This is a genomic window from Ancylobacter sp. VNQ12 (assembly GCF_049445835.1).
Classification (GTDB): domain Bacteria; phylum Pseudomonadota; class Alphaproteobacteria; order Rhizobiales; family Xanthobacteraceae; genus Ancylobacter.
Genome location: NZ_JBMSDU010000001.1, coordinates 386,324 through 405,369 on the forward strand (window position 1 = coordinate 386,324; position 19,046 = coordinate 405,369).

Sequence of the window (19,046 nt, forward strand, 5' to 3'; positions counted from 1 at the left end):
CCCCCGCCGTCGCTCCGTCCCTTCGCCGGCATGACCCGGATCAGGTTCAAAGGGTCTGGCGGTTGCCATCTCAGCCCCTTGATCGTGCGATCGCGGGACACCCCTCGGACAGGGCGACGCTAGCAGAGCGGGCATGCCACGGCAAATGGCGGGCGGCGGCGTGCGTTCAGTCCCCCCGCCACCCGTCGAGATAGACCGTGCGCCCCACGCCGGCGAAGCGGGCGATGCGGGCGAGTTCGGCGTCGAGCGCATTGAGGCGGCCATTGGAGGCGCGCACGCCCGGCTCCAGCCACAGGCGGCGCACGTCGAGCGTGCCGGCTTTGCGGTCGGCCTTCATGTCGATGCGTCCGATCAGCCGGTCGCCCTCCAGGATCGGGAAGACGTAATAGCCCCAGACGCGCTTCTCCGCCGGCACGAACACTTCGATCCGGTAATTGAAGCCGAACAGCCGCTCGGCCCTGTTGCGGTCGCGCAGCAGCGGGTCGAATGGGCTGAGCACGCGCAGCCGTGCCGGCGGCGGGGGCAGCGCATCGAACACCGCCGCGCTACCGGCAAAAGCGTGGGAGGCGCGCGGCTTGCTGCCGTCGGCCAGCGTGACCGCGACCGGCTCCAGCCGGTCACGGTTCGTTTCCACCCAACCTTTCGCCTCCTCCGGCGAGACGAGGTCCCAGAAGGCGGCGATCTCACCATGGGTCGCGAAGCCGAGCCGCTCCAACGCGCTGGTGCAGGCCCAGTCGACGAACTCCGCCTCGCTGACCTCACCGTGGAAATGGCGTGGCGGAATCACCCGCTCCGCGAGATCGTAGACCTTCTGGAAGCCCTCGCGCGCGGCGATGGCGAAATTGCCGGTGCGCCAATGATATTCCAGCGCGGTCTTCTCCGGGTGCCAGTTCCACCAGCCGCCGGGCGGGCGCTTCCCGAGTTCCGGATCTTGCTCGAAGTCGCGCGCCATGAGCCGGCCCTCGCGCGTCACCCGCTCCAGCACATGGTCGACATAGGATTCAAAGCCGTTTTCGTGCCAGCTGCGCCAGCGCTCGACAAGCCGGAGGCGCGAGCGGGCGAAGCGGTGCTTCCAATAGACGAAATAGGCGCTGGGAATGATGGCGGCGTCATGCGTCCAGTGCTCGAACAGCTCGCCGTCTTTCTCCAGAAGGGCGGCAAGATGTGCTCGCTTATAGCTCGGGTTGCGCGCGAACAGGATGTGGTGATGGGCGCGCTCGACCGTGGCGATGCTGTCGACCTGCACGAAACCGATCTCGCCGATGAGCTCCAGCAGGCCCGCCTTGGTGAGTGCGCCGCGCGGCCGGCTGAGGCCTTGTTTCGCCAGGAAGATGCGGCGGGCGTCGGTGTTGGAGAGGAGAATCGCCATGCCTCAGTCTGACAAAGTTCTTGCTTCGTTCCAATGCTTCGCTTTCAGCTGGGCGCGGTCTCCGGCGCCCAGGGCAGCAGCCGGGTGAGGCCACGGTCGACCAGGGTGAAAAGGAGAAGCGCGACGGCCAGCAGGACGGCAAGCGCCGCGAACACCATGTCGGTCTGCATCCGGGCGTTGGAATAGATCATGAGATAGCCGAGCCCGGCGGAGGCGCCCACCCATTCTCCCACCACAGCACCGATGGGGGCGACGGCAGCAGCGACCCGCAGCCCCGAGGCGAGCGCGGGCAGGGCGGCGGGCACGCGGATGAAACGCAGCGTGCGCAGCGTGCCCGCCCCGTTCAGCCGAGCAAGGTCGACGAGGCCCTGGTCGGTGCGGGCGAGGCCGTCGTGAAACGCCGAGGCGACGGGGAAGAAGATGATGAGGCTCGCCATCACGATCTTCGAGGCGAGCCCGAAGCCGAACCAGATCACCAGCAGGGGGGCGATCGCGAAGACCGGCAGCGCCTGCGCCACCAGCAGCACCGGACGCATGGCGCGCCGCGCCAGCGGGGAGCTCGCCATGGCCAGCGCACAGAGGATTCCGAGGACCGAGCCGCAGACGAGGCCGAGCAGCATCTCGCCCAGCGTGATCGCGGCGTTGTGGCCGAGAATGGCGGCGTTGTCCCAGCCGGTCATGGCAATGCGCGCCGGGCCGGGAAGGATGTAGGCGGGTATGGCGAGGAGCCGGACGGCGGCTTCCCACAGGCCGAGCAAAAACAGCGTGACGGCGAGCGTGCGCCCAATGGCGGCCATGCGGCAAAATCCTATATCAGGTGCACCCCTTATAGTCGGCGGTCGCTCGCCGCGCGACGGTAGCGAGGGTTGGAATCCCGGAGGGGTTGACGCCCGTCAATGCGGGGCCCGATGTTTGGACGCACCTTACCAAAGGTAAAGGAGTGGAGACGCCAATGATCAAGGACATTCTCGTCAGCCTTCGCATTGGGGAGGGCCCGGATGCGACCGTCGACTATGCGGCCTCGGCTGCGGCCGCGCTCGGCGCTCATCTCACCGGTGTGGCGGTGAGCTATGAGATCGATATTCCCCCGGTCTATACCGAGGCGTTCTCGACGGATTTCCTGGAGGCGCAGCGCGCCGAAAGCCGCCGGCTCGCGCAGCGTGCGGTCGAGTATTTCGGTGAGGCGACCCGCTCGGTGAACGTGCCGTCCGACATCCGCACCATCGACGGCACGCCGGGCGGCGCCGCCGAACAGATCGGCATGTTGTCGCGACTCTACGACCTGACCATCGTCGGGCAGGCTGATCCCGACAGGATGGGCGCCGAGGAGGTGATCGCCGAGGCGGTGCTGTTCGATTCGGGACGACCGGTCCTGCTCGTGCCGATCAAGCAGCAGAAGCCGTTCTCGGCCAAGCGCATCCTCATCGCCTGGGATGGCGGCCGTGCCGCTGCCCGCGCGGTGGCCGAGGCGCGCCCGCTGCTGGCACATGCCAACCTCGTCGAGGCGGTGGTGGTGGATACCGGCCGCTCCAAGAAGGCGGACAGCCTGCCGGGGGCGGATCTCGCCCGCCATCTGGCGCGCCACGAGAAGACGGTGGAACTGCGCCGGCTGGTGCCGGGCGCCGACGAGGGCATTGTCGATGTGCTGCTCAAGGAAGTGGCGGCGCGCGATATCGATCTCGTGGTGATGGGTGGCTACGGCCATTCGCGGCTGCGCGAATTCGTGCTCGGCGGCGTGACGCGCGATATTCTCGAGCGCATGACGGTGCCACTGCTGCTTGCGCATTGATGCGCGCGTGTTCCGCTCTCTCGCGCCGCGCTCCCGTCCGTTCAGGACCGGGCGCGCGGCGTGCCGCGTCAGGGCTTGCGATGGCGCTACTGGCCGCACCGTTGTCCGGCTTGCCCGCCGTCGCGCAATGGACGCCGCAGACGAACTGCGGCCAGTTCGACGGCTACGCCATGGAGAACTGCCTCGGCCAGGAACTCGACGAGGCCGACAAAGGGCTGAATGCCGCCTATCAGAAGATGCTGTCGGCGATCGCGGCCGATGACACACCGGCGGAGCAGAAGTCGGCGTGGCGCGAGAATCTCATCGCCGCCCAGCGCGCCTGGCTCGCCTATCGCGACGCCAATTGCAAGTTCGACCTTGTCGGTGCCGAATGGCATTTCGGCAGCGGCACAACGCCTGCACAGCAGCAGTGCGTACTGGCGCTGACCCAGGCCCGCATCAGCGAGCTCATCGCCCGCCTGCCCTCGGCCAAATAGGGGTGATTGCCGCCCGTGCTGCCCCGGCTTTCGGGCTGGCATGGCATTTCCGGCCAGAGCGACAAGCCTTCAGCAACAAAAAAGGCCGGGTTTCCCCGGCCTTTTCGCTTGCCTCGACGGTCGCCACAGGATTTCCCCACTACGACCGAAGGCAGATACTCACGCAGCCTGCAGGTTGCCGGCCGACTGCTTGCCCGAGCGGCGATCGGTCTCGATCTCGTAAGAGACCTTCTGACCGTCGCGCAGGCCCGGGAGGCCAGCGCGCTCAACGGCGGAGATGTGCACGAACACGTCCGAGCCGCCGTTGTCCGGCTGAATGAAACCATAACCCTTCTGGGTGTTGAACCACTTCACGGTACCCGTCGTCATGACGATATCCTTTCAGTCGATATAGAAGTTTGATGCGCGCTGCTTCACGCACACCAGGTGGTCATCGATTTGAGAGGAAGCTCGCAGCGACGCAAGTGGCGCCAACAAAGTTCAACTAGCAAGATCGATGCTCAAACATAGCCCAACGTTAGTTCTTCGACAAGGGTTATGTCGGCGTGTTTTCCGAAGGTCTGGCGGGAGCCCCGGAAGATGGACGGCGCACCATCTCCTTCTTCTTGGGGGCGGCGATCAGTCCTTCCCGCACGGCCTGCTTGCGGGCCGCCTTGCGCGCGCGACGCACAGCTTCGGCTTCCTCACGGTTGCGGCGCTCGGAAGGCTTCTCATAGGAGCGACGGGCCTTCATCTCGCGGAAAATGCCCTCGCGCTGCATCTTCTTCTTCAACACGCGTAGGGCTTGATCGACGTTGTTGTCCCTTACAAGTACCTGCAATTCCTGTCCAATCATAGGCAGCAAGCTGCCGGTTGCGCAGCGCCCGAATTGGCCCCGCCCGCTCCATATGGGCCAATAAGCCAGCGATTGGAAGGGCAGAGGGCATTTGAGCGTGGTTCAAGGATCGCCAATGGCATTCTGGTGGGGTATTCGCTCACCCGGAGTGGCGGTTTGCTGTCGAGGGTCATCGAAGCCGGCTGCCCTCGACAGCCGTGAGCCGCCGGTGAGGCGGGCCCATCGGCATCCGCCGTTCAATCGGGATGCCGGCGCCGCGGGACGGGATCTGCCATCCGTCTTCGCAGAGTCGGTGGTCGGACATGAACGAGCGAGCGAATATTATTATATGTAAGTTGTATAATTTGGTCCATGCGCCATCATTTGACACGTTTGTACCATATGGTGAGAATATTTCCTTCGAACTAGGCGTGGTTACTACTATCGGAGCGTGGCATGGCGGACCTTCTAGTCTTTAATCATATTCCGAAATCAGCAGGAACGTCGTTGCGCATCGCGCTCGCGCGGAGTCTGGGAGTGTCCCAGGCCGTCGATGGTTTCGACCGACTGACGTTTGGCGGGTTTGACGATTTCTCATCGCTTTCGCCAGAAGCTCGCGCGGCCGTCGCGATGGAGCCGGAGGATCTGCCCGAGGCGCCGCAGCTTGTCGTCGGGCACTACGCTCTCAGCACAACCAAGGCGCGCTACCCCTTCGCCCGGCACATGACGGTTCTTCGCGAAGCACGCTCACGCCTGCTGTCGCACTGGATGTTCTGGCGAGGGCATCGCGACGAGCAGCTGACCTCGCTGGGAAGTTGGGCGGGCTATGTGAAGAGGGCCGCCGCGCCGCTGGCTGTGTTTCTTGAGGATCGAGCCATCGCCGCGCAGTTCGACAACATGGCCTTGCGCCTGCTGCTGTGGCCGCATGCGGCAATCCCGGTCAATGATCATATCGACCCGCGTGACGACGCGGTCCTCCTGCGGGAAGCCCTGGTCAAGCTGGAGGAAATGGACTTCGTCGACATCGTCGAGGATCCCGATTTCGGGCCTTCTCTGTCGTCGTGGCTCGGCGTGCCCTTCACGATGGAGCGGCTGAACGAGACCCTGCCGATACCGGAGGAGCGTCGGACGCCGCTGTGGCGTCAGCTCACGCCGTCCGCGATGGATGCCATGGCAAGGCGGTCCCGGCTGGACGATGCCCTGTGGATGCACATTGCCGAGCGGCGCATGTCGCGCACAGAGGCCGAATGTCTGCGCGAGGCCTCCCTTGCCCAGAGCATTGCGCGCCATGCCTTGTTGATGGCGGGGTAGCGCATTTGGTGATCACGACCACCCGGCCGGTGTGTCCGATCTGCCCGACTCCCGACGCGATATGGCACGCGCCGGCGATTTCGCGTAAGCGTGCGGGGCCGGATGATGCTCGATCGCTCGGCATGGTGTGGAACAGCCCGCAGGAGCCGCCATGTCTCATGAGTTGCCTCTCAATCAATTGAGGCTGACCGAGGACGAGGTGAGAGAGGCCTATATCGGCTTGCTCGGACGCCCGCCCGAACGAAGCGGCCTGGCTCAGGAAGCGGGCGCTCTCGATGCGCTTTTGTCGATCGCCACATCGCCCGAGCACCAGAATTTCATTGCCGCACAGCTGGCCGACGGGCCGCATGGCGGAAGATACTGCATCACGAATATCGATTCGGGCGCCTTCGTCACCTACCGCTCGGACCGGATTATCGGCGAGAGCCTGCGCCGCTCGGGAAAGTTCGAGGAGAGCGGAATCGATGAGGCGATCGGCCTCATCGAGCGGTCCGGCCGCACGGTACGGCGGTCCGTGTTCGTCGATGTCGGCGCGAATATCGGCACCCACAACATCCATGCGCTCAAGACTGGATTTGCTAGGGCCGTCTGCGTCGAGGCGGACATCGACAATTTCCGGATATTGCGCGTCAACCAGATACTTAATGACATCGACGATCGCTGCACGAACTTCCTTGCGGCGGCATCCGAGCAGGATGGCGAGGCGGAGCTGGAGCTGTCGCCGACGAATTTCGGCGACCATCGTTTGCGGGCGGTGGATGACGGGCTGTCGGTTCACGGCGAATCAAACTGGTCGACCCGTCGAATCCGCCGGATGCGACTGAGCTCGGTGCTGGCGGAGGCCAAGGTCGGCATTGACGATATCGGCCTCGTCTGGGTCGATACGCAGGGCCATGACGGGCATGTTCTCGCGGGGGCGCCAGAGTTGCTCGCGTCCCGCGTGCCGATCGTCACGGAGTTCTGGCCGTATGGGCTGCACCGTTCCGGTGGCTTTGGCCTGCTTCAGCAGGCCATGCGGGGGCGGGAGGTCATCGATCTGCGCCAGTCCTTGCGGCAGGACAGCCTGTGCGTGATCGACAGCGAGCGTCTGGTCGCCCTCTATGACGAACTGCTGGCCGACGAATCCGTGGAGAGGTCGCCGCATACCGACTTGCTGCTGCTGTAAGGCGTGGTGTCGGGCCGCTCCCCCCGGGAATGTGCCTCGCACCCGCTTCGTTGCGGGACGTGCCGGAGAGTCGGGACAGGCTATGTCAATCGGGAGCCACGGACTGCGATCCCGATGACGCCCTGCCCGCAGGCAGGCTTTCGATTTTGCGTGATCAACATTCTGGTACAGCTGGGTGGGCTCGAACCACCGACCTCCGGTTCCACAGACCGGCGCTCTAACCAACTGAGCTACAGCTGCGTGCCAGAACGGCGCGGAACCTAATTGCGCGGCTTGCGCTTGGCAAGACCACGCGCGCGAGTTCTGCAACGAACGGGGACAACCTTTCTCTCGGCGCCTCGCTCCCGCATGCCGATGCTGCCGTCCGCTCCCTGGCGTGGCATGGTTTCTGTATGGTCCTGGAGATGGGAACGGGCCGGCGCGACATGGCCGGTGCCAAGGGGGAATGGCATGAGCGAACAGGATGAGCAGGCCGCGCGCACGCAGGCGATCGGCGCCCTGCTCGATGCGGGGCTGGCGTTGCAGGGGCTGCCGCTGGAGCCGGAGCTACGGCCGCGCGTGCTGATGCATCTGGAGGCGGCGGTCGCCATGGCCGGCCTCTTCACCGGATTCGTGTTGCCGGACGAGGCCGAGCCGGCCCCGGTCTTCGTTCCATGAGTGCATCTGCCCTGACCGAGGAAAGCGAAGCCGCGCGCTTGCTTGCGGGCCCCGCCTTGGCGCTCGCCGCCGCCGTGCGCACCGGGCATGTGAGCGCGCGCGCCGTGACCGAGGCGGCGCTGGCGCGTATCGCCGCGGTCGATCCGGTGCTGACGGCGTTCACCGATGTCACCGCCGAACGGGCCCGTACGGAGGCCGATGCGATCGACGCGAGGCGGGCGGCGGGGGAGGCGCTGGGTCCGCTCGCCGGCGTGCCTTTCGCGGTGAAGAACCTGTTCGACCTGAAGGGTCTGCCGACGCGGGCCGGCTCGAAGATCAACCGCGACCGCCCGCCGGCGACCCGCGACGCGGCGCTGGTGGAGCGGCTGAGCGTGGCGGGGGCGGTGTGCCTCGGCGGGCTGAACATGGGCGAATATGCCTATGACTTCACCGGCGAGAACGCCCATGACGGAAATTCGCGCAACCCGCACGACCCGAATCACATGTCGGGAGGCTCGTCGGGGGGCTCTGGCGCGGCGGTGGGCGGCAAGCTGGTGCCGATTTCGCTCGGCTCCGACACGAATGGCTCGATCCGCGTGCCGTCGTCCTTCTCAGGCATATTCGGGCTGAAGCCGACCTATGGACGGCTGTCGCGGGCGCGCAGCTTCCCCTTCGTCGCCAGCCTCGACCATCTCGGGCCGTTCGCGCGCCATGTCGGCGACCTCGCCGCGACCTATGATGCGCTGCTCGGCCCGGATGCGGACGATCCCGCGCTCGCCGACAAGCCGGCCGAGCCGGCGCTGCCGGGCCTGGAGAATCCGGGCGGTCTGCGCGTCGCGGTGCTCGGTGGCTGGTTCTCCCGGCAAGGCACGCCGCAGGCTTATGCGGCGGTGGCGCGCGCGGCGGCGGCGCTGGAAGCGACGAAGACCGTCGAGCTGCCCGAGGTCGCCCGTGCGCGGGCGGCGGCCTACATCATCTCGATGGCGGAAGGCGCAGCGCTGCATCTCGATCGGCTGCGCGAGCGTGGCGGCGATTTCGACCCGGCGGTGCGCGAGCGCCTGCTGGCGGGCGCCGTGCTGCCGGGCGCCTGGATCCAGCGGGCGCAGAACTTCCGCCGCTGGTTCCATCAACGGGCCATGGCGCTGTTCGCCGAGTGGGACGTGCTGATCGCGCCGGCGACCCCGGTGCCGGCGCCGATGAGCGGGCAGGCGACCTTCGTGCTGGACGGGCGCGAGATGCTGGTGCGGCCCAATATCGGCATCTACACCCAGCCGATCTCCTTCATCGGCCTGCCGGTGGCGGCGGCGCCGATCGACACCGACGAGCGGCTGCCGATTGCCGTGCAACTGATCGCCGCGCCCTGGCGGGAGGACGCGGCGCTGAAGGCGGCGCGGGTGCTGGAGCGCGCCGGCGTCGCCGTCGCGCCCGAGCCGGTAGTGTAAGCGTCAGGCCGCGCGCGGGATCGCGTTCACTTCCACGGTGACGTGCGACAGGCCGTGAATGTGCTCGAGCTGGTGCTTGTAGACGTCCGGCGCCTGCGGATCGACCACGCGCAGCGCGACGACGGCGGCGTGGTGGCCGGGGCCGACCTGCCAGACGTGCAGGTCGGTGACCTTGGCGCCGTTCTCCTCCAGCGTCGAGCGGATCGCCTGCGGCAGACCGCGGCGCGGCGTGAAGTCCAGCAGCACGCGGGCGGTGTCGCGCAGCAGGCCGAAGGACCAGCGCGCCACGACCACAGCGCCGACGATGCCGATGACCGGATCGAGCCACAGGAAGCCATACAGGCTGCCGCCGACCAGCGCGAGGATGGCGAAGACCGAGGTTAGTGCGTCGGTGAGCACGTGGAGATAGGCGGCGCGCAGATTATTGTCGCGCGTCGAGGCCTTCACCTGGGCGTTCACGCTGCGCGGGGCGTGCGGATGCGGGTGGTCGTGCGGATGAGCGTGATCGTGGTCATGCGGGTGGGGATGATCATGCGCGTCGTGCGCCGCATGGTCGTGCTCGGCATGACCGTGCGCGGAATGGGCGTGATCGTGGTGGTCGTCTTCGTCGTCCGGGGCGTGCGCCGCATGCGCGTGGCCGTGGCCATGGCTGTGCCCGAGGTGGTCGTGGTCGTCGCGCAGCAGCCAGGCGCAGACCAGATTGACCGCGAGGCCGAAGACCGCGACCGCGATGGCCTCGTTGAAGTCGATCTGCACCGGCGCGGTCAGGCGCAGGGCGCTTTCCCAGCCGATGAGCAGGGCAACGATGGCGAGTACCACGGCGCTGGCGAAGGCGGCGAGGTCGCCGACCTTGCCGGTGCCGAAGCTGAAGCGCGGATCACCGGCATGGCGCGCGGCATAGCGATAGGCCAGCGCGGTGATCAGCATGGCGGCGGCATGAGTCGACATGTGCCATCCATCGGCCAGCAGTGCCATCGAGCCGAACATCGAGCCGGCGACGATCTCCAGCACCATCACGCTGGCGGTGATGGCGATGACGATCCAGGTGCGGCGCTCGTGCCGCTTGTGGCTGTCACCGAGAAAGCTGTGCGTGTGCACGTCGGAGAGATTTCCGGCGGGCATCAGGGCAGACGGGGTTCTGGCATGCATGGCCGCAGGCTCCGGGCTCACTTGAGATAGGTGCGGATGACGTCGATCAGTTCGGCGGCGCCGCGCGCCCGGTCCCTGTCGGGGTCGGTGGCGGGGTCGACGACGTGGTGGCGCATGTGGTCCTCGATCAATTCGATGGTGAGGCCGTTCATCGCGCCGCGCACCGAGGCGACGAGCTGGAGCACGTCGGCGCAACCGAGCTCGGCCTCGAGCGCCCGCTCCACCGCCTCGACCTGGCCACGAATGCGGCGGACGCGGGCGAGCAGGCGCGATTTTTCCTTGATCGTATGGGACATGACGCACTCACATATAGGGTAGCCCCCTATATTATGCTGGGTGCAGCCAAAGTCATCCCGCATTCGTCAGGCGCGGCGAATTTTCGTTCAGTCGCGACGGAAGGCGATATTGGCGATGAAGCCCACCGCGAGGGCGCCGAAGGCGGTGATGAGGCCATAGAGCCAGGGCTGGTTCTGTGCCGCGGTGGCCACGGTCTGCTCGAAGTCCACCTTGGCGACGTCGAGGCTGAGCGCGCCGCGGTTGACCAGCACCCGGTCGGCGAACACCTTCACCACCACGTCATAGGTGCCGATCGGGGCGGTTCCCGGAATCGGCACGACGGCACGGAAGACATTGGGGGCGATAAACTCGACGCCTGCAGGCCGCTCGACATACAGGCCCTGTGCCTGTTTCACTCGCAGGAAAGCCTGACGGAAGGGGTCTTCCGGCACCACGTCGGCATAATCCGAGCCCACGCGCTGCAACAGCCGGTTGTTGGCGAAGCCCGCCTGCTCCTGGCGCAGCGTGTCGGCGTCGGCCATCAGCGCCGGGTCGCGGTTGCTGAGCACGGCGAGATAGGAGGGCGCGGCGAGGAAGCTGCGGCCATCGACGTTCATCCACAGGCCGAAGCGGCGCTCCTTGCGCCAGGTGACGAAGCCCTGGCTCGGCCCCCGCACGGAGACGACGACGTCGAAGGGGTGGGGGCCGTCGGCCGGTGCGCCTGCCCCGATGACGCCGAACAGGACGATGTTGTCGCCGGTGAAGCTCGATGTGATGGTGATGCGGGACTTGGACAGCGACAGGACGAGATCGCTGGCGCGCGCAAGGCGAGGGGCAGCCAGCAGGCTGGCGGCGAGCGCGATGCCGGTGAGAGCCTGTGCCCACCTCATTGCGTGCGCTCGCTGACATGCACGACATAGAGGTCGGCCGGGCGTGCGATCTGGTCCCAGGCGACGCGCAGGCCGACTGCGAGCACCAGCATGCCCAGCAGCAGGCGCAGATTCTCCGCCTTCATCGTCTGTCCGGCGCGGGCGCCGAACTGCGCGCCGACCGTGCCGCCGACCATGAGGACGAGGCCGAGCACGGCGTCCACCGTCTGGTTCAGCACGGCATGCATGAGGATGGCCGCCACCATGGTCACCAGGGTGAGCATGAGCGAGGTGCCGACCGAGGTGAGCGTCGGCACCCGCAGCAGGTAGATCAGCGCCGGCACCAGGATGAACCCGCCGCCAATGCCCATCAGCGCGCCGAGAAAGCCGATGGCGAAACCGATGGTCACGACCGGTATGACCGACACATAAATGCGCGACTCGCGAAACCGCATCTTGAACGGCATGCGCAGGAACCAGGGATGCGCGCCGGGGCGCTTCACCGTGGACTTCTCGCCGCGCCACTCGCGCGCCAGGGCTCGCAGGCTCTCCACCACCATCATCGTGCCGATGGTGCCGAGAAGCACGATGTAGGCGATGGCGATGATGAGATCGAGTTGGCCGAAGCTGCGCAGCACCCGGAAGGTGACGACGCCGGTCAATGTTCCGGTGAGCCCCCCCGCCAGCAGGACGAGGGAGAGGGGGATGTCGACCTGCCCCCGCCGCAGATAGGTGAGCGTTCCGGACAGCGAGGAGGCTGCCATGTGCGTGGAGACGCTGGCCACCGCGACCGCAGGCGGCACGCCGAGGAAAACCAGCAGCGGCGTCATCAGGAAGCCGCCGCCTACTCCGAACATGCCGGAGATGAACCCCACCGCTATCCCCAGGGCGAGGAGGGCGAAGATGTTCACCGGCAGTTCTGCGATCGGCAGGTAGATCGTCACCGGGCAGGCCCCGTTCGCGTCAAAGGCGCTGTCTCTCGCATATCAGGATTCGGCGGACAGGGAAGGTCGGCAGATATCCGGCCCTGTCGCCGATGCGCGCAGGCTTCGCGGAACGGCTTGCATGATGGTATTCATAATAATGTAGATGATAAAAATAGATCGTAGTTCATATGTAGTATTATCATGTTACATTGCTCGGATGGTTCGGAGGTAAATTCGTATTTGTCTGGTTTTTCCGCATAAAGGACAAGTTTGCTGACTTAACGTAGTGGGAGGCCGTGCTAGCGTGCCCGCGCAACGGACCCGAACGAGGTCTGGCATGTCTAGGAGGAACCCCATGATAAAGTCCCGGCGCGACAAGCGAACCGGCATGTTGCTGGCGTCGACCATGTTCGCCAGCCTGCTGGCGATAACGGTGACCACCCCTGCGGGGGCGCAATCGACCGACAATCTCGAAAAACTGTCGAACTTCCAGTCGACCGGCGCCTCCATGGAAATGGAAACGGTGCCGCAGATGGGGCCGCGCGTCGCCGCGTTCAACAAGACGCTTTCCAACATCAAGCTGCCCGACGGCTTCAAGATCTCGCTCTACGCCATCGTGCCGGATGCCCGCGAGATGGCCATCGGCCCGACCACGGGCGTGGTCTTCGTCGGCACCCGCAAGTCCAAAGTGTGGGCCGTGACCGACCGCGACAAGGACCGGGTGGCCGACGAGGTGAAGGTGTTCGCGCCGTCGATCCCGTTCAAACTGCCGCACGGCGTGTGCTTCTCCAAGGACGGCTTCCTGTTCATCGCCGAGCAGAACCGGGTGTTGCTGTTCCCCGCCGCCGAGTTTTTCTATGAGGGGCCGGACGTTGCCGCCTTCGAGGTGGTCAAGCAGGGCGAGTTGATCCCGCCGGGGGAGGAATCCTACAACCACACGGCGCGCGTCTGCCGCATCGGGCCAGACGACAAGCTCTACATCACGCTCGGCAATCCCTTCAACGTGTTCGCGCCGGAAAAGTTCGACCTCTACAAGAAGAACGGCATCGGTGGCATCGTACGCATGGACCGCGACGGCAAGAACCGCGACGTCTATGCTTGGGGTATCCGTAATTCCGTGGGCATGGACTTCAACCCGAAGGACAAGACCCTCTGGTTCACCGACAATCAGGTCGACGGCATGGGTGACGACATCCCCCCCGGCGAGTTGAACCGCGCCACCAAGGCGGGCCAGAACTTTGGCTTCCCCTATTTCGGCGGCGGCTCAGTCCGCACTGCCGAATACAAGGACAAGACACCGCCGGCCGATGCGGTGAAGCCGGAAGTCGAGATGGTGGCGCATGCTGCCGACCTCGGCATGACCTTCTACACTGGCCAGCAGTTCCCGCAGAAATACCGTGGCGGCATCTTCTCGGTGCAGCACGGCTCGTGGAACCGCACCACGCCGGTCGGCGCGCGGGTGATGTTCACCACGCTCAAGGAAGACGGCACCGCCGACAAGAGCGAGCCTTTCGCCTCGGGCTGGCTGACGCCGAACGGCGAATATCTGGGCCGGCCGGCCTCGGTGGCGCAGCTCAATGACGGCTCGCTGCTGGTGTCGGACGACACCTCGGGTGCGATCTATCGCATCTCCTACGGCGACAACTGAGCCGCATCCCGTCCCCGCGGTCGAAAGGCCGCGGGGACGCCTCACCAATCGCCGGGAACAATCGATGAAATGGTTGCTTAGCGTGCCGCTCCTGGCGGCAGTGACATTGCTGTGCGTCGGGGCGCTGGTGCCGCCTGCCATGGCGCAGGATGCGAAGGCGGGCGGGGCCAAGGCTTCCGCCCAGTGCGCCGTGTGCCACGGCAGGGATGGCGTGTCGCAACTGCCGGTGGCGCCGAACCTCGCGGGGCAGGTCGAGTTCTATCTCGTCAAGGCGCTGGAGGATTTCCGCGCCGGCCGCCGCGTCAACGAGATGATGACAGTAGTCAGCAAGGACCTGACCGACGCCGACATCGCCAATCTGGCCGCGTGGTACGCCTCGATCCGGATCAGCGTGCAGCCGCCACCGTAAGGGTGACCTGGCGCTGCCGGGCGATGAGCGCGACCAGCAGCGCCTCCAGCCCGCGCCGCATCTTCGCGGCCGGAATGCCGCCCGGCCGCGGTTGCGGGATGTGGACGAAGACGGCAAGGCGGGCAGGCCGCGCTTCGCTCGCCCAGCCATAGGCGCGGAAGGCGAGCGCGTTGCAGATATAGCCACCCGCATTCCGCGATAGGCGGGCAGGGACGCCGGCCAGTTTCAGCGCGTGAAGCAGCGGCGCCGCCTCGGCCGTGGAGCGGCGGGCGGGCGGCGCACTGGTGCTCAGGCGCCGTAACGCGGGACGTGAGCGGCCAGCATCGGGAAACATGCCGATCGCGTTCCGGGCGAGCACTTCGATGCAGACCTGCCGGCGGCGCGACGCGAGCCCGATCATCAGCACGATGTCCGGCCCGGTGCGATCGAGCAGCACGGGAAAGCCGGCGGCGACCTCCCACAGAGTCGGCAGCACGCGAGCCTCGATGCGGACGCCCGGCAGGCGGCGCGTCGCCGCAAGAGCAAGGGCGAGCGGGCCCGAGGGATTGGCGGGAGCGCCGGGAAAACGACCGAAGCCGGTGATGAGGACCGTTGACACGAGAAGGCGATCAGGCCGGCCGGGGTTCGAGCGCGAGAACCAGCGCCCCTTCGAGCTCGGCCAGCCGGAACGGCTTGGCGAGCACGGGGCGGCTGCGCCACTCCGCGACAATGTCGTCGTCGGCATAGCCGGTCGCGAACACCAGCGGGATGCCGTGACCGGTAACGGCCTGGGCGACATCGTAGCTGCGATTGCCGTTGAGATTGACGTCCAGCAGCGCGACGTCGATCTCGGAATGATGGGTGGCGAGGAAGTCGAGCGCGCCGTCGATGCCGGCCTCGCTGCCGACCACCGTGCCGCCGAGTTCCTCGACCATCTGCTCGATCATCAACGCGACTAGCGTCTCATCCTCGACGAGGAAAACACGGCGTCCTGCGAGATCCTGCCCTGACATGCCGACCTCCCCGCGCCCCGCTGCCTCGAGCATTCGATCTTGTTCGCGATGGTTGATTGTCGGACCATCGTGAAGGCGTGTCCATCCCCCGGCGGCTGGTATTTTAGCTCCGCTCAGAGCCCAAGCAGGCAGCCAATGCGCGAGGCGCCGAGCGTTGGAGCGAGAGTACCGGCGGCGACCTCGCGCTCAATGGCGGGCACCTGCGCGCGCAATGCCGGATCGGTACGCATCCGCGCGCGCAGACGGTCGTCGAACAGCGCCCACATCCATTTGACCTGCTGGGCGCTGCGCTTGGCCTTGAAGGCGCCGGCAGACTCGGAGCGCTCGCGATGCAGCAGCACCTGCCCCCATAATTCCTCGATGCCGTCGCCGGTCAGGCCGGAATAGGTGAGTACCGGCGTCGACCAGTGCGGCTCGCGCCCGCCAAGAACATGCAGCGCCGCGCGGTACTCGCTCGCCGCTGCCTTGGCGCGCGGGGTATTGGCACCGTCGGCCTTGTTGACCGCGACGATGTCCGCAAGCTCGATGATGCCCTTCTTGATGCCCTGCAACTCGTCGCCGGCGCCGGGGAGCATGAGGACGAGGAACGTGTCGGTCATGTCGGACACGGCGGTTTCAGACTGGCCGACGCCCACCGTCTCGACCAGGATCACGTCATAGCCCGCCGCCTCGCATAGCAGCATGGTCTCGCGCGTGCGGGCCGCGACGCCGCCGAGCGTGCCGGCCGAGGGCGAGGGGCGCACGAAGGCACGCGAATCCATGGAAAGCCGCGCCATGCGGGTCTTGTCGCCGAGGATCGAGCCGCCGGTGCGGGTGGAGGAGGGGTCGACCGCCAGCACCGCGACCCGGTGGCCCTGGGCGAGAAGATGGGTGCCTAGCGCGTCGATGGTGGTGGACTTGCCCACCCCCGGCACGCCGGTAATACCGACCCGCGTCGCATTGCCGGTGAAGGGCAGCAGCGCCTGCATCAGCTGCTCCGCCAGCGCCCGGTGCTCGCCTTTGCGCGATTCGACCAGCGTGATCGCCCGCGCGAGCATCGCCCGGCGCCCGGCGCGGACGCCGCTGGCAAGTTCGTCGAGCGAGGGAAGGGGGGCGGCGTGGATCAATTCCGTAACCTGCGCGTTATCGAGGCGATGCTAGCAGCCGGGTACGTGCCGGCAACCCCAGGCTGGGAGCGATTCCCTGCCGGGCATGCGCTGTTAGCCCCCCTCGCCGGACGAGCGAGATATCACTCATTTCAACCGGGAGACCCGCCATGAACTGGGATCGGATTGAAGGCAACTGGAAACAGCTCAAGGGTCAAGTGCGCCAGCAATGGGGCAAGCTGACCGATGACGATATCGACCGCCTGCATGGCAAGCGCGAGGAACTCGAAGGCGTGCTGCAGGAGCGCTACGGTCTCGCCAAGGACGAGGCCAACCGGCAGATCGACGACTGGAGCCGCCGCTTCAGGATGTGAGCGGCGCGCCCTTCCGTGACGAGTGGCCCCCGCCGAGAGGCGGGGGCTCTTTCGTTTCAGCCGTGAGCGAAGTCCCAATAGAGCTTGCGCGCCTTGCGGAAAATCGGGCCGGGCTGGAGTTCGCGCTCCTCGACGCGGGTGATGGGGGCGACCTTCGAGTAATTGCCGGTGGTGAACACCTCGTCGGCGTTCTTGAAGTCGTCCCAGCGCAAGGCGGTCTCCACCACCTCGACGCCCGCCTTGCGCATCAGGCCGATGGAGCGGGTGCGGGTGATTCCGGAGAGGAACGTGCCGTTCGGCGCCGGGGTGAAGGCGACGCCGTCCCTGGCGAGGAAGATGTTGGCGGTGGCCAACTCGGCCACATTGCCCAGCATGTCGCACAGCACGGCATTGTCGAAGCCGCGCTTGTGCGCTTCCACAAGCGCCCGGCTGTTGTTCGGGTAGAGCGCGCCGGCCTTGGCGTCGGTGACCGCGCATTCGATGGTCGGGCGGCGGAACGGCGACAGCGTCACCGCCGCGCCGCGCGCCGGATCGGGCATGCCCGCCTCATAGATGCTGAGGCACCAGCGGGTGGATTCCGGGTCGGCGTCGACCGTACGCGGGCCCGGGAATTCGGCCCAATACATCGGGCGGATGTAGAGCGCGGTGTCGGGGGCGAAGTGCTTGATGCCCTGATGGGTCAGTTCGATCCATTTCTCGATCGACACGACAGGCTTGAGGCCCATCGCCACCGCCGAGCGGTTCACCCGCGCGCAATGCAGGTCGAGGTCCGGCGTCACGCCCTCGAAGGCGCGGGCGCCATCGAACACCGAGGTGCCGAGCCATGAGGCGTGGGTGCGCACGCCCATGATCGGCACGTTGCCCTCGTGCCATTGCCCGTCGAGGAAAGTCCAGGTCTGGGTCCAGTGATGTGACATGCCCGTCCCTCAGTCCGCCAGCGCCGCGAGGATGCGGACCCAGCTGCGGATACCCTTGTGGAACGAGGTGAGGTCATATTTCTCGTTCGGCGAATGGATACGGTCGTCGTCGAGCGCGAAGCCGACCAGCAGCGTGTCCTGCCCGAGCGTCTTCTTGAAGTGGCCGACGATCGGGATGGACCCGCCCGCGCCGACTGTGACCGGCGACTTGCCCCATTCCTCGGCCAGCGCGGAGGCCGCCTTGGCGAGATTGGGATTGTCGTGCGAGACGGCGACGGCAGGCGAGCCCTCGCCGCTGAGGAACTCCACCGAGCAGTCGGCGGGCAGTTGCGCACGGATGAAGGCACGCACCGCGTCACGCACATGGGCGGGGTCTTGGCCGGCAACGAGGCGGCAGGAAATCTTGGCGGTGGCGATCGACGGGATGACGGTCTTGGCGCCCTCGCCGATGTAGCCGCCCCACATGCCGTTGACCTCGAAGGTCGGGCGCGAGGTGGTCATTTCGACGAGTGAGCGGCCGGTCTCGCCGATTGGGCCGGTGAGGCCGATGGGGCCGAGGAAATTCTCCGGCGTGAGGTCGAGCTTGGCCCACTGCGCCTTCACCTCGTCCGGCGGCTCGACGACCCCGTCATAGAAGCCGGGAATGGTGATGTGGCCGTCCTCGCCATGCACGCTGGCAATGATCTTCGAGAGCACATGCAGCGGATTGGCCGCCGCGCCGCCGTAATAGCCGGAATGCAGGTCGCGATTGGCGCAGGTGACGACGATCTCGTCATGCATCAGCCCGCGCAGCGACACGGTGATGGCCGGCGTCGTCGCGTTCCACATGCTGGTGTCGCAGACGAGGGCGATGTCGGCGGCGAGCGACTGCTTGTTGGCGACCAGGAAGGGCGGCAGGTTGCCCGAGCCGCTCTCCTCCTCGCCCTCCACCATGATGGTGACGTCGACCGGCAGCTTGCCGGTGACCTTGAGATAGGCGCGGCAGGCCTCGACGAAGGTCATGACCTGACCCTTGTCGTCCGAGGAACCGCGCGCGACGATGCGCTTGGCCCCGTTCGGCCCTTCCACGATCTTCGGCTCGAAGGGTGGGTTGTCCCACAGGTTCAGCGGGTCGACCGGCTGCACGTCGTAATGGCCATAGAACAGCACGCGCTTGCTCGCGCCGGCGTCGGAGCGGCCGGTGACGATGGGGTGGCCGGGCGTGTCGTTCAGCTGGGTTGTCAGGCCGAGCCCGGCGAGATCATCCACCAGCCACTGGCCGGCGCGGCGGCACTCGGGCGCATAGGCGCGATCGGTCGAAATCGAGGGAATGCGCAGGAAGTCGAACAGGCGCGCGATGGCGGCATCGAGGTCGGCATCGACGGTGGCGAGGACGCGGTCGAGATCACTCATGGGGTTT

22 protein-coding genes, 1 tRNA gene and 1 riboswitch are annotated in these 19,046 nt (G+C 66.5%); of the genes, 9 read left to right on the forward strand and 14 right to left on the reverse strand.

Annotation, left to right across the window (positions count from 1 at the left end; translation table 11 throughout):
- Positions 1–115, reverse strand: a riboswitch (TPP riboswitch).
- 51 nt (positions 116–166) lie between these two features.
- Positions 167–1,369, reverse strand: a complete 1,203-nt coding sequence (locus tag ACO2RV_RS01745) for a winged helix-turn-helix domain-containing protein (RefSeq protein WP_423289158.1) — start codon at positions 1,367–1,369, stop codon at positions 167–169.
- Positions 1,370–1,413: 44 nt separating this feature from the next.
- On the reverse strand, positions 1,414–2,166 hold the full coding sequence (locus ACO2RV_RS01750; protein WP_423289160.1) for an ABC transporter permease: 753 nt from the start codon (positions 2,164–2,166) through the stop codon (positions 1,414–1,416).
- A 155-nt stretch (positions 2,167–2,321) separates the two neighbouring features.
- On the opposite strand from ACO2RV_RS01750, the gene ACO2RV_RS01755 reads away from it, so the two are divergent.
- Complete coding sequence (locus ACO2RV_RS01755) at positions 2,322–3,158, forward strand: universal stress protein (RefSeq protein WP_423289162.1); 837 nt, start codon at positions 2,322–2,324, stop codon at positions 3,156–3,158.
- 80 nt (positions 3,159–3,238) lie between these two features.
- Positions 3,239–3,634 carry a lysozyme inhibitor LprI family protein gene (locus ACO2RV_RS01760; protein WP_423289164.1) on the forward strand — a complete coding sequence of 132 codons (396 nt, stop codon included), beginning with the start codon at positions 3,239–3,241 and terminating at the stop codon, positions 3,632–3,634.
- A 159-nt stretch (positions 3,635–3,793) separates the two neighbouring features.
- Here ACO2RV_RS01760 and ACO2RV_RS01765 read toward each other — a convergent pair whose 3' ends face one another.
- Entirely contained in the window at positions 3,794–4,003 is a 210-nt protein-coding gene (locus tag ACO2RV_RS01765; RefSeq protein WP_423289166.1) for a cold-shock protein, read from the reverse strand.
- Positions 4,004–4,169: 166 nt separating this feature from the next.
- On the reverse strand, positions 4,170–4,454 hold the full coding sequence (gene rpsU / locus ACO2RV_RS01770) for a 30S ribosomal protein S21 (RefSeq protein ID WP_423289867.1): 285 nt from the start codon (positions 4,452–4,454) through the stop codon (positions 4,170–4,172).
- A 450-nt stretch (positions 4,455–4,904) separates the two neighbouring features.
- On the opposite strand from rpsU, the gene ACO2RV_RS01775 reads away from it, so the two are divergent.
- Both ACO2RV_RS01775 and ACO2RV_RS01780 read left to right on the forward strand, forming a co-directional pair.
- Entirely contained in the window at positions 4,905–5,759 is an 855-nt protein-coding gene (locus ACO2RV_RS01775; protein ID WP_423289168.1) for a hypothetical protein, read from the forward strand.
- Positions 5,760–5,910: 151 nt separating this feature from the next.
- Positions 5,911–6,924, forward strand: a complete 1,014-nt coding sequence (locus ACO2RV_RS01780) for an FkbM family methyltransferase (protein WP_423289170.1) — start codon at positions 5,911–5,913, stop codon at positions 6,922–6,924.
- 163 nt (positions 6,925–7,087) lie between these two features.
- Here ACO2RV_RS01780 and ACO2RV_RS01785 read toward each other — a convergent pair.
- Positions 7,088–7,164, reverse strand: a tRNA-His gene (locus tag ACO2RV_RS01785).
- Positions 7,165–7,374: 210 nt separating this feature from the next.
- On the opposite strand from ACO2RV_RS01785, the gene ACO2RV_RS01790 reads away from it, so the two are divergent.
- Both ACO2RV_RS01790 and ACO2RV_RS01795 read left to right on the forward strand, forming a co-directional pair.
- Entirely contained in the window at positions 7,375–7,581 is a 207-nt protein-coding gene (locus tag ACO2RV_RS01790; protein ID WP_423289172.1) for a DUF4089 domain-containing protein, read from the forward strand.
- Positions 7,578–9,002 carry an AtzE family amidohydrolase gene (locus ACO2RV_RS01795; RefSeq protein ID WP_423289174.1) on the forward strand — a complete coding sequence of 475 codons (1,425 nt, stop codon included), beginning with the start codon at positions 7,578–7,580 and terminating at the stop codon, positions 9,000–9,002. The genes ACO2RV_RS01790 and ACO2RV_RS01795 overlap by 4 nt, the downstream gene beginning before the upstream one ends.
- A 3-nt stretch (positions 9,003–9,005) precedes the next feature.
- Here ACO2RV_RS01795 and dmeF read toward each other — a convergent pair whose 3' ends face one another.
- From dmeF to ACO2RV_RS01815, 4 genes are all read right to left on the reverse strand, one after another.
- Positions 9,006–10,151, reverse strand: coding sequence for a CDF family Co(II)/Ni(II) efflux transporter DmeF (gene dmeF, locus ACO2RV_RS01800; protein WP_423289176.1), 1,146 nt, complete (start codon positions 10,149–10,151; stop codon positions 9,006–9,008).
- Between the two features lie 17 nt (positions 10,152–10,168).
- Entirely contained in the window at positions 10,169–10,447 is a 279-nt protein-coding gene (locus ACO2RV_RS01805; RefSeq protein ID WP_423289178.1) for a metal/formaldehyde-sensitive transcriptional repressor, read from the reverse strand.
- Positions 10,448–10,534: 87 nt separating this feature from the next.
- The gene (locus ACO2RV_RS01810; RefSeq protein ID WP_423289180.1) at positions 10,535–11,317 is read right to left on the reverse strand and encodes a TIGR02186 family protein; all 783 of its coding nucleotides are present in this window, start codon (positions 11,315–11,317) and stop codon (positions 10,535–10,537) included.
- Positions 11,314–12,240 (reverse strand): sulfite exporter TauE/SafE family protein, encoded by a 927-nt coding sequence (locus ACO2RV_RS01815; protein ID WP_423289182.1) that lies wholly within the window; start codon positions 12,238–12,240, stop codon positions 11,314–11,316. Before ACO2RV_RS01815 ends, ACO2RV_RS01810 begins: the two co-directional genes overlap by 4 nt.
- Positions 12,241–12,628: 388 nt before the next feature.
- Here ACO2RV_RS01815 and ACO2RV_RS01820 point away from each other — a divergent pair, with 388 nt between their 5' ends.
- Both ACO2RV_RS01820 and ACO2RV_RS01825 read left to right on the forward strand, forming a co-directional pair.
- Positions 12,629–13,870 carry a PQQ-dependent sugar dehydrogenase gene (locus ACO2RV_RS01820; RefSeq protein ID WP_423289869.1) on the forward strand — a complete coding sequence of 414 codons (1,242 nt, stop codon included), beginning with the start codon at positions 12,629–12,631 and terminating at the stop codon, positions 13,868–13,870.
- 64 nt (positions 13,871–13,934) lie between these two features.
- A complete protein-coding gene (locus ACO2RV_RS01825) occupies positions 13,935–14,279 on the forward strand; it encodes a c-type cytochrome (RefSeq protein WP_423289184.1) in 345 nt (114 codons plus the stop codon).
- Here the strand turns inward: ACO2RV_RS01825 and ACO2RV_RS01830 are convergent.
- The 3 genes from ACO2RV_RS01830 to meaB all read right to left on the reverse strand — a co-directional run bounded on the left by ACO2RV_RS01830 (position 14,257) and on the right by meaB (position 16,377).
- Positions 14,257–14,877 (reverse strand): peptidase C15, encoded by a 621-nt coding sequence (locus ACO2RV_RS01830; RefSeq protein WP_423289186.1) that lies wholly within the window; start codon positions 14,875–14,877, stop codon positions 14,257–14,259. The two genes, ACO2RV_RS01825 and ACO2RV_RS01830, sit on opposite strands and share 23 nt — an antisense overlap.
- A gap of 10 nt (positions 14,878–14,887) precedes the next feature.
- Positions 14,888–15,271, reverse strand: coding sequence for a response regulator (locus tag ACO2RV_RS01835; protein WP_423289188.1), 384 nt, complete (start codon positions 15,269–15,271; stop codon positions 14,888–14,890).
- A gap of 113 nt (positions 15,272–15,384) precedes the next feature.
- On the reverse strand, positions 15,385–16,377 hold the full coding sequence (meaB, locus tag ACO2RV_RS01840; protein ID WP_423289190.1) for a methylmalonyl Co-A mutase-associated GTPase MeaB: 993 nt from the start codon (positions 16,375–16,377) through the stop codon (positions 15,385–15,387).
- Positions 16,378–16,526: 149 nt separating this feature from the next.
- On the opposite strand from meaB, the gene ACO2RV_RS01845 reads away from it, so the two are divergent.
- Positions 16,527–16,730 carry a CsbD family protein gene (locus ACO2RV_RS01845; protein WP_423289192.1) on the forward strand — a complete coding sequence of 68 codons (204 nt, stop codon included), beginning with the start codon at positions 16,527–16,529 and terminating at the stop codon, positions 16,728–16,730.
- 56 nt (positions 16,731–16,786) lie between these two features.
- Here ACO2RV_RS01845 and ACO2RV_RS01850 read toward each other — a convergent pair whose 3' ends face one another.
- Both ACO2RV_RS01850 and ACO2RV_RS01855 read right to left on the reverse strand, forming a co-directional pair.
- Entirely contained in the window at positions 16,787–17,647 is an 861-nt protein-coding gene (locus ACO2RV_RS01850; RefSeq protein WP_423289194.1) for a branched-chain amino acid aminotransferase, read from the reverse strand.
- A 9-nt stretch (positions 17,648–17,656) separates the two neighbouring features.
- Positions 17,657–19,039: a dipeptidase gene (locus tag ACO2RV_RS01855; protein WP_423289196.1), complete on the reverse strand. Its 1,383-nt coding sequence runs from the start codon at positions 19,037–19,039 to the stop codon at positions 17,657–17,659.
- Positions 19,040–19,046 lie beyond the last annotated feature (7 nt).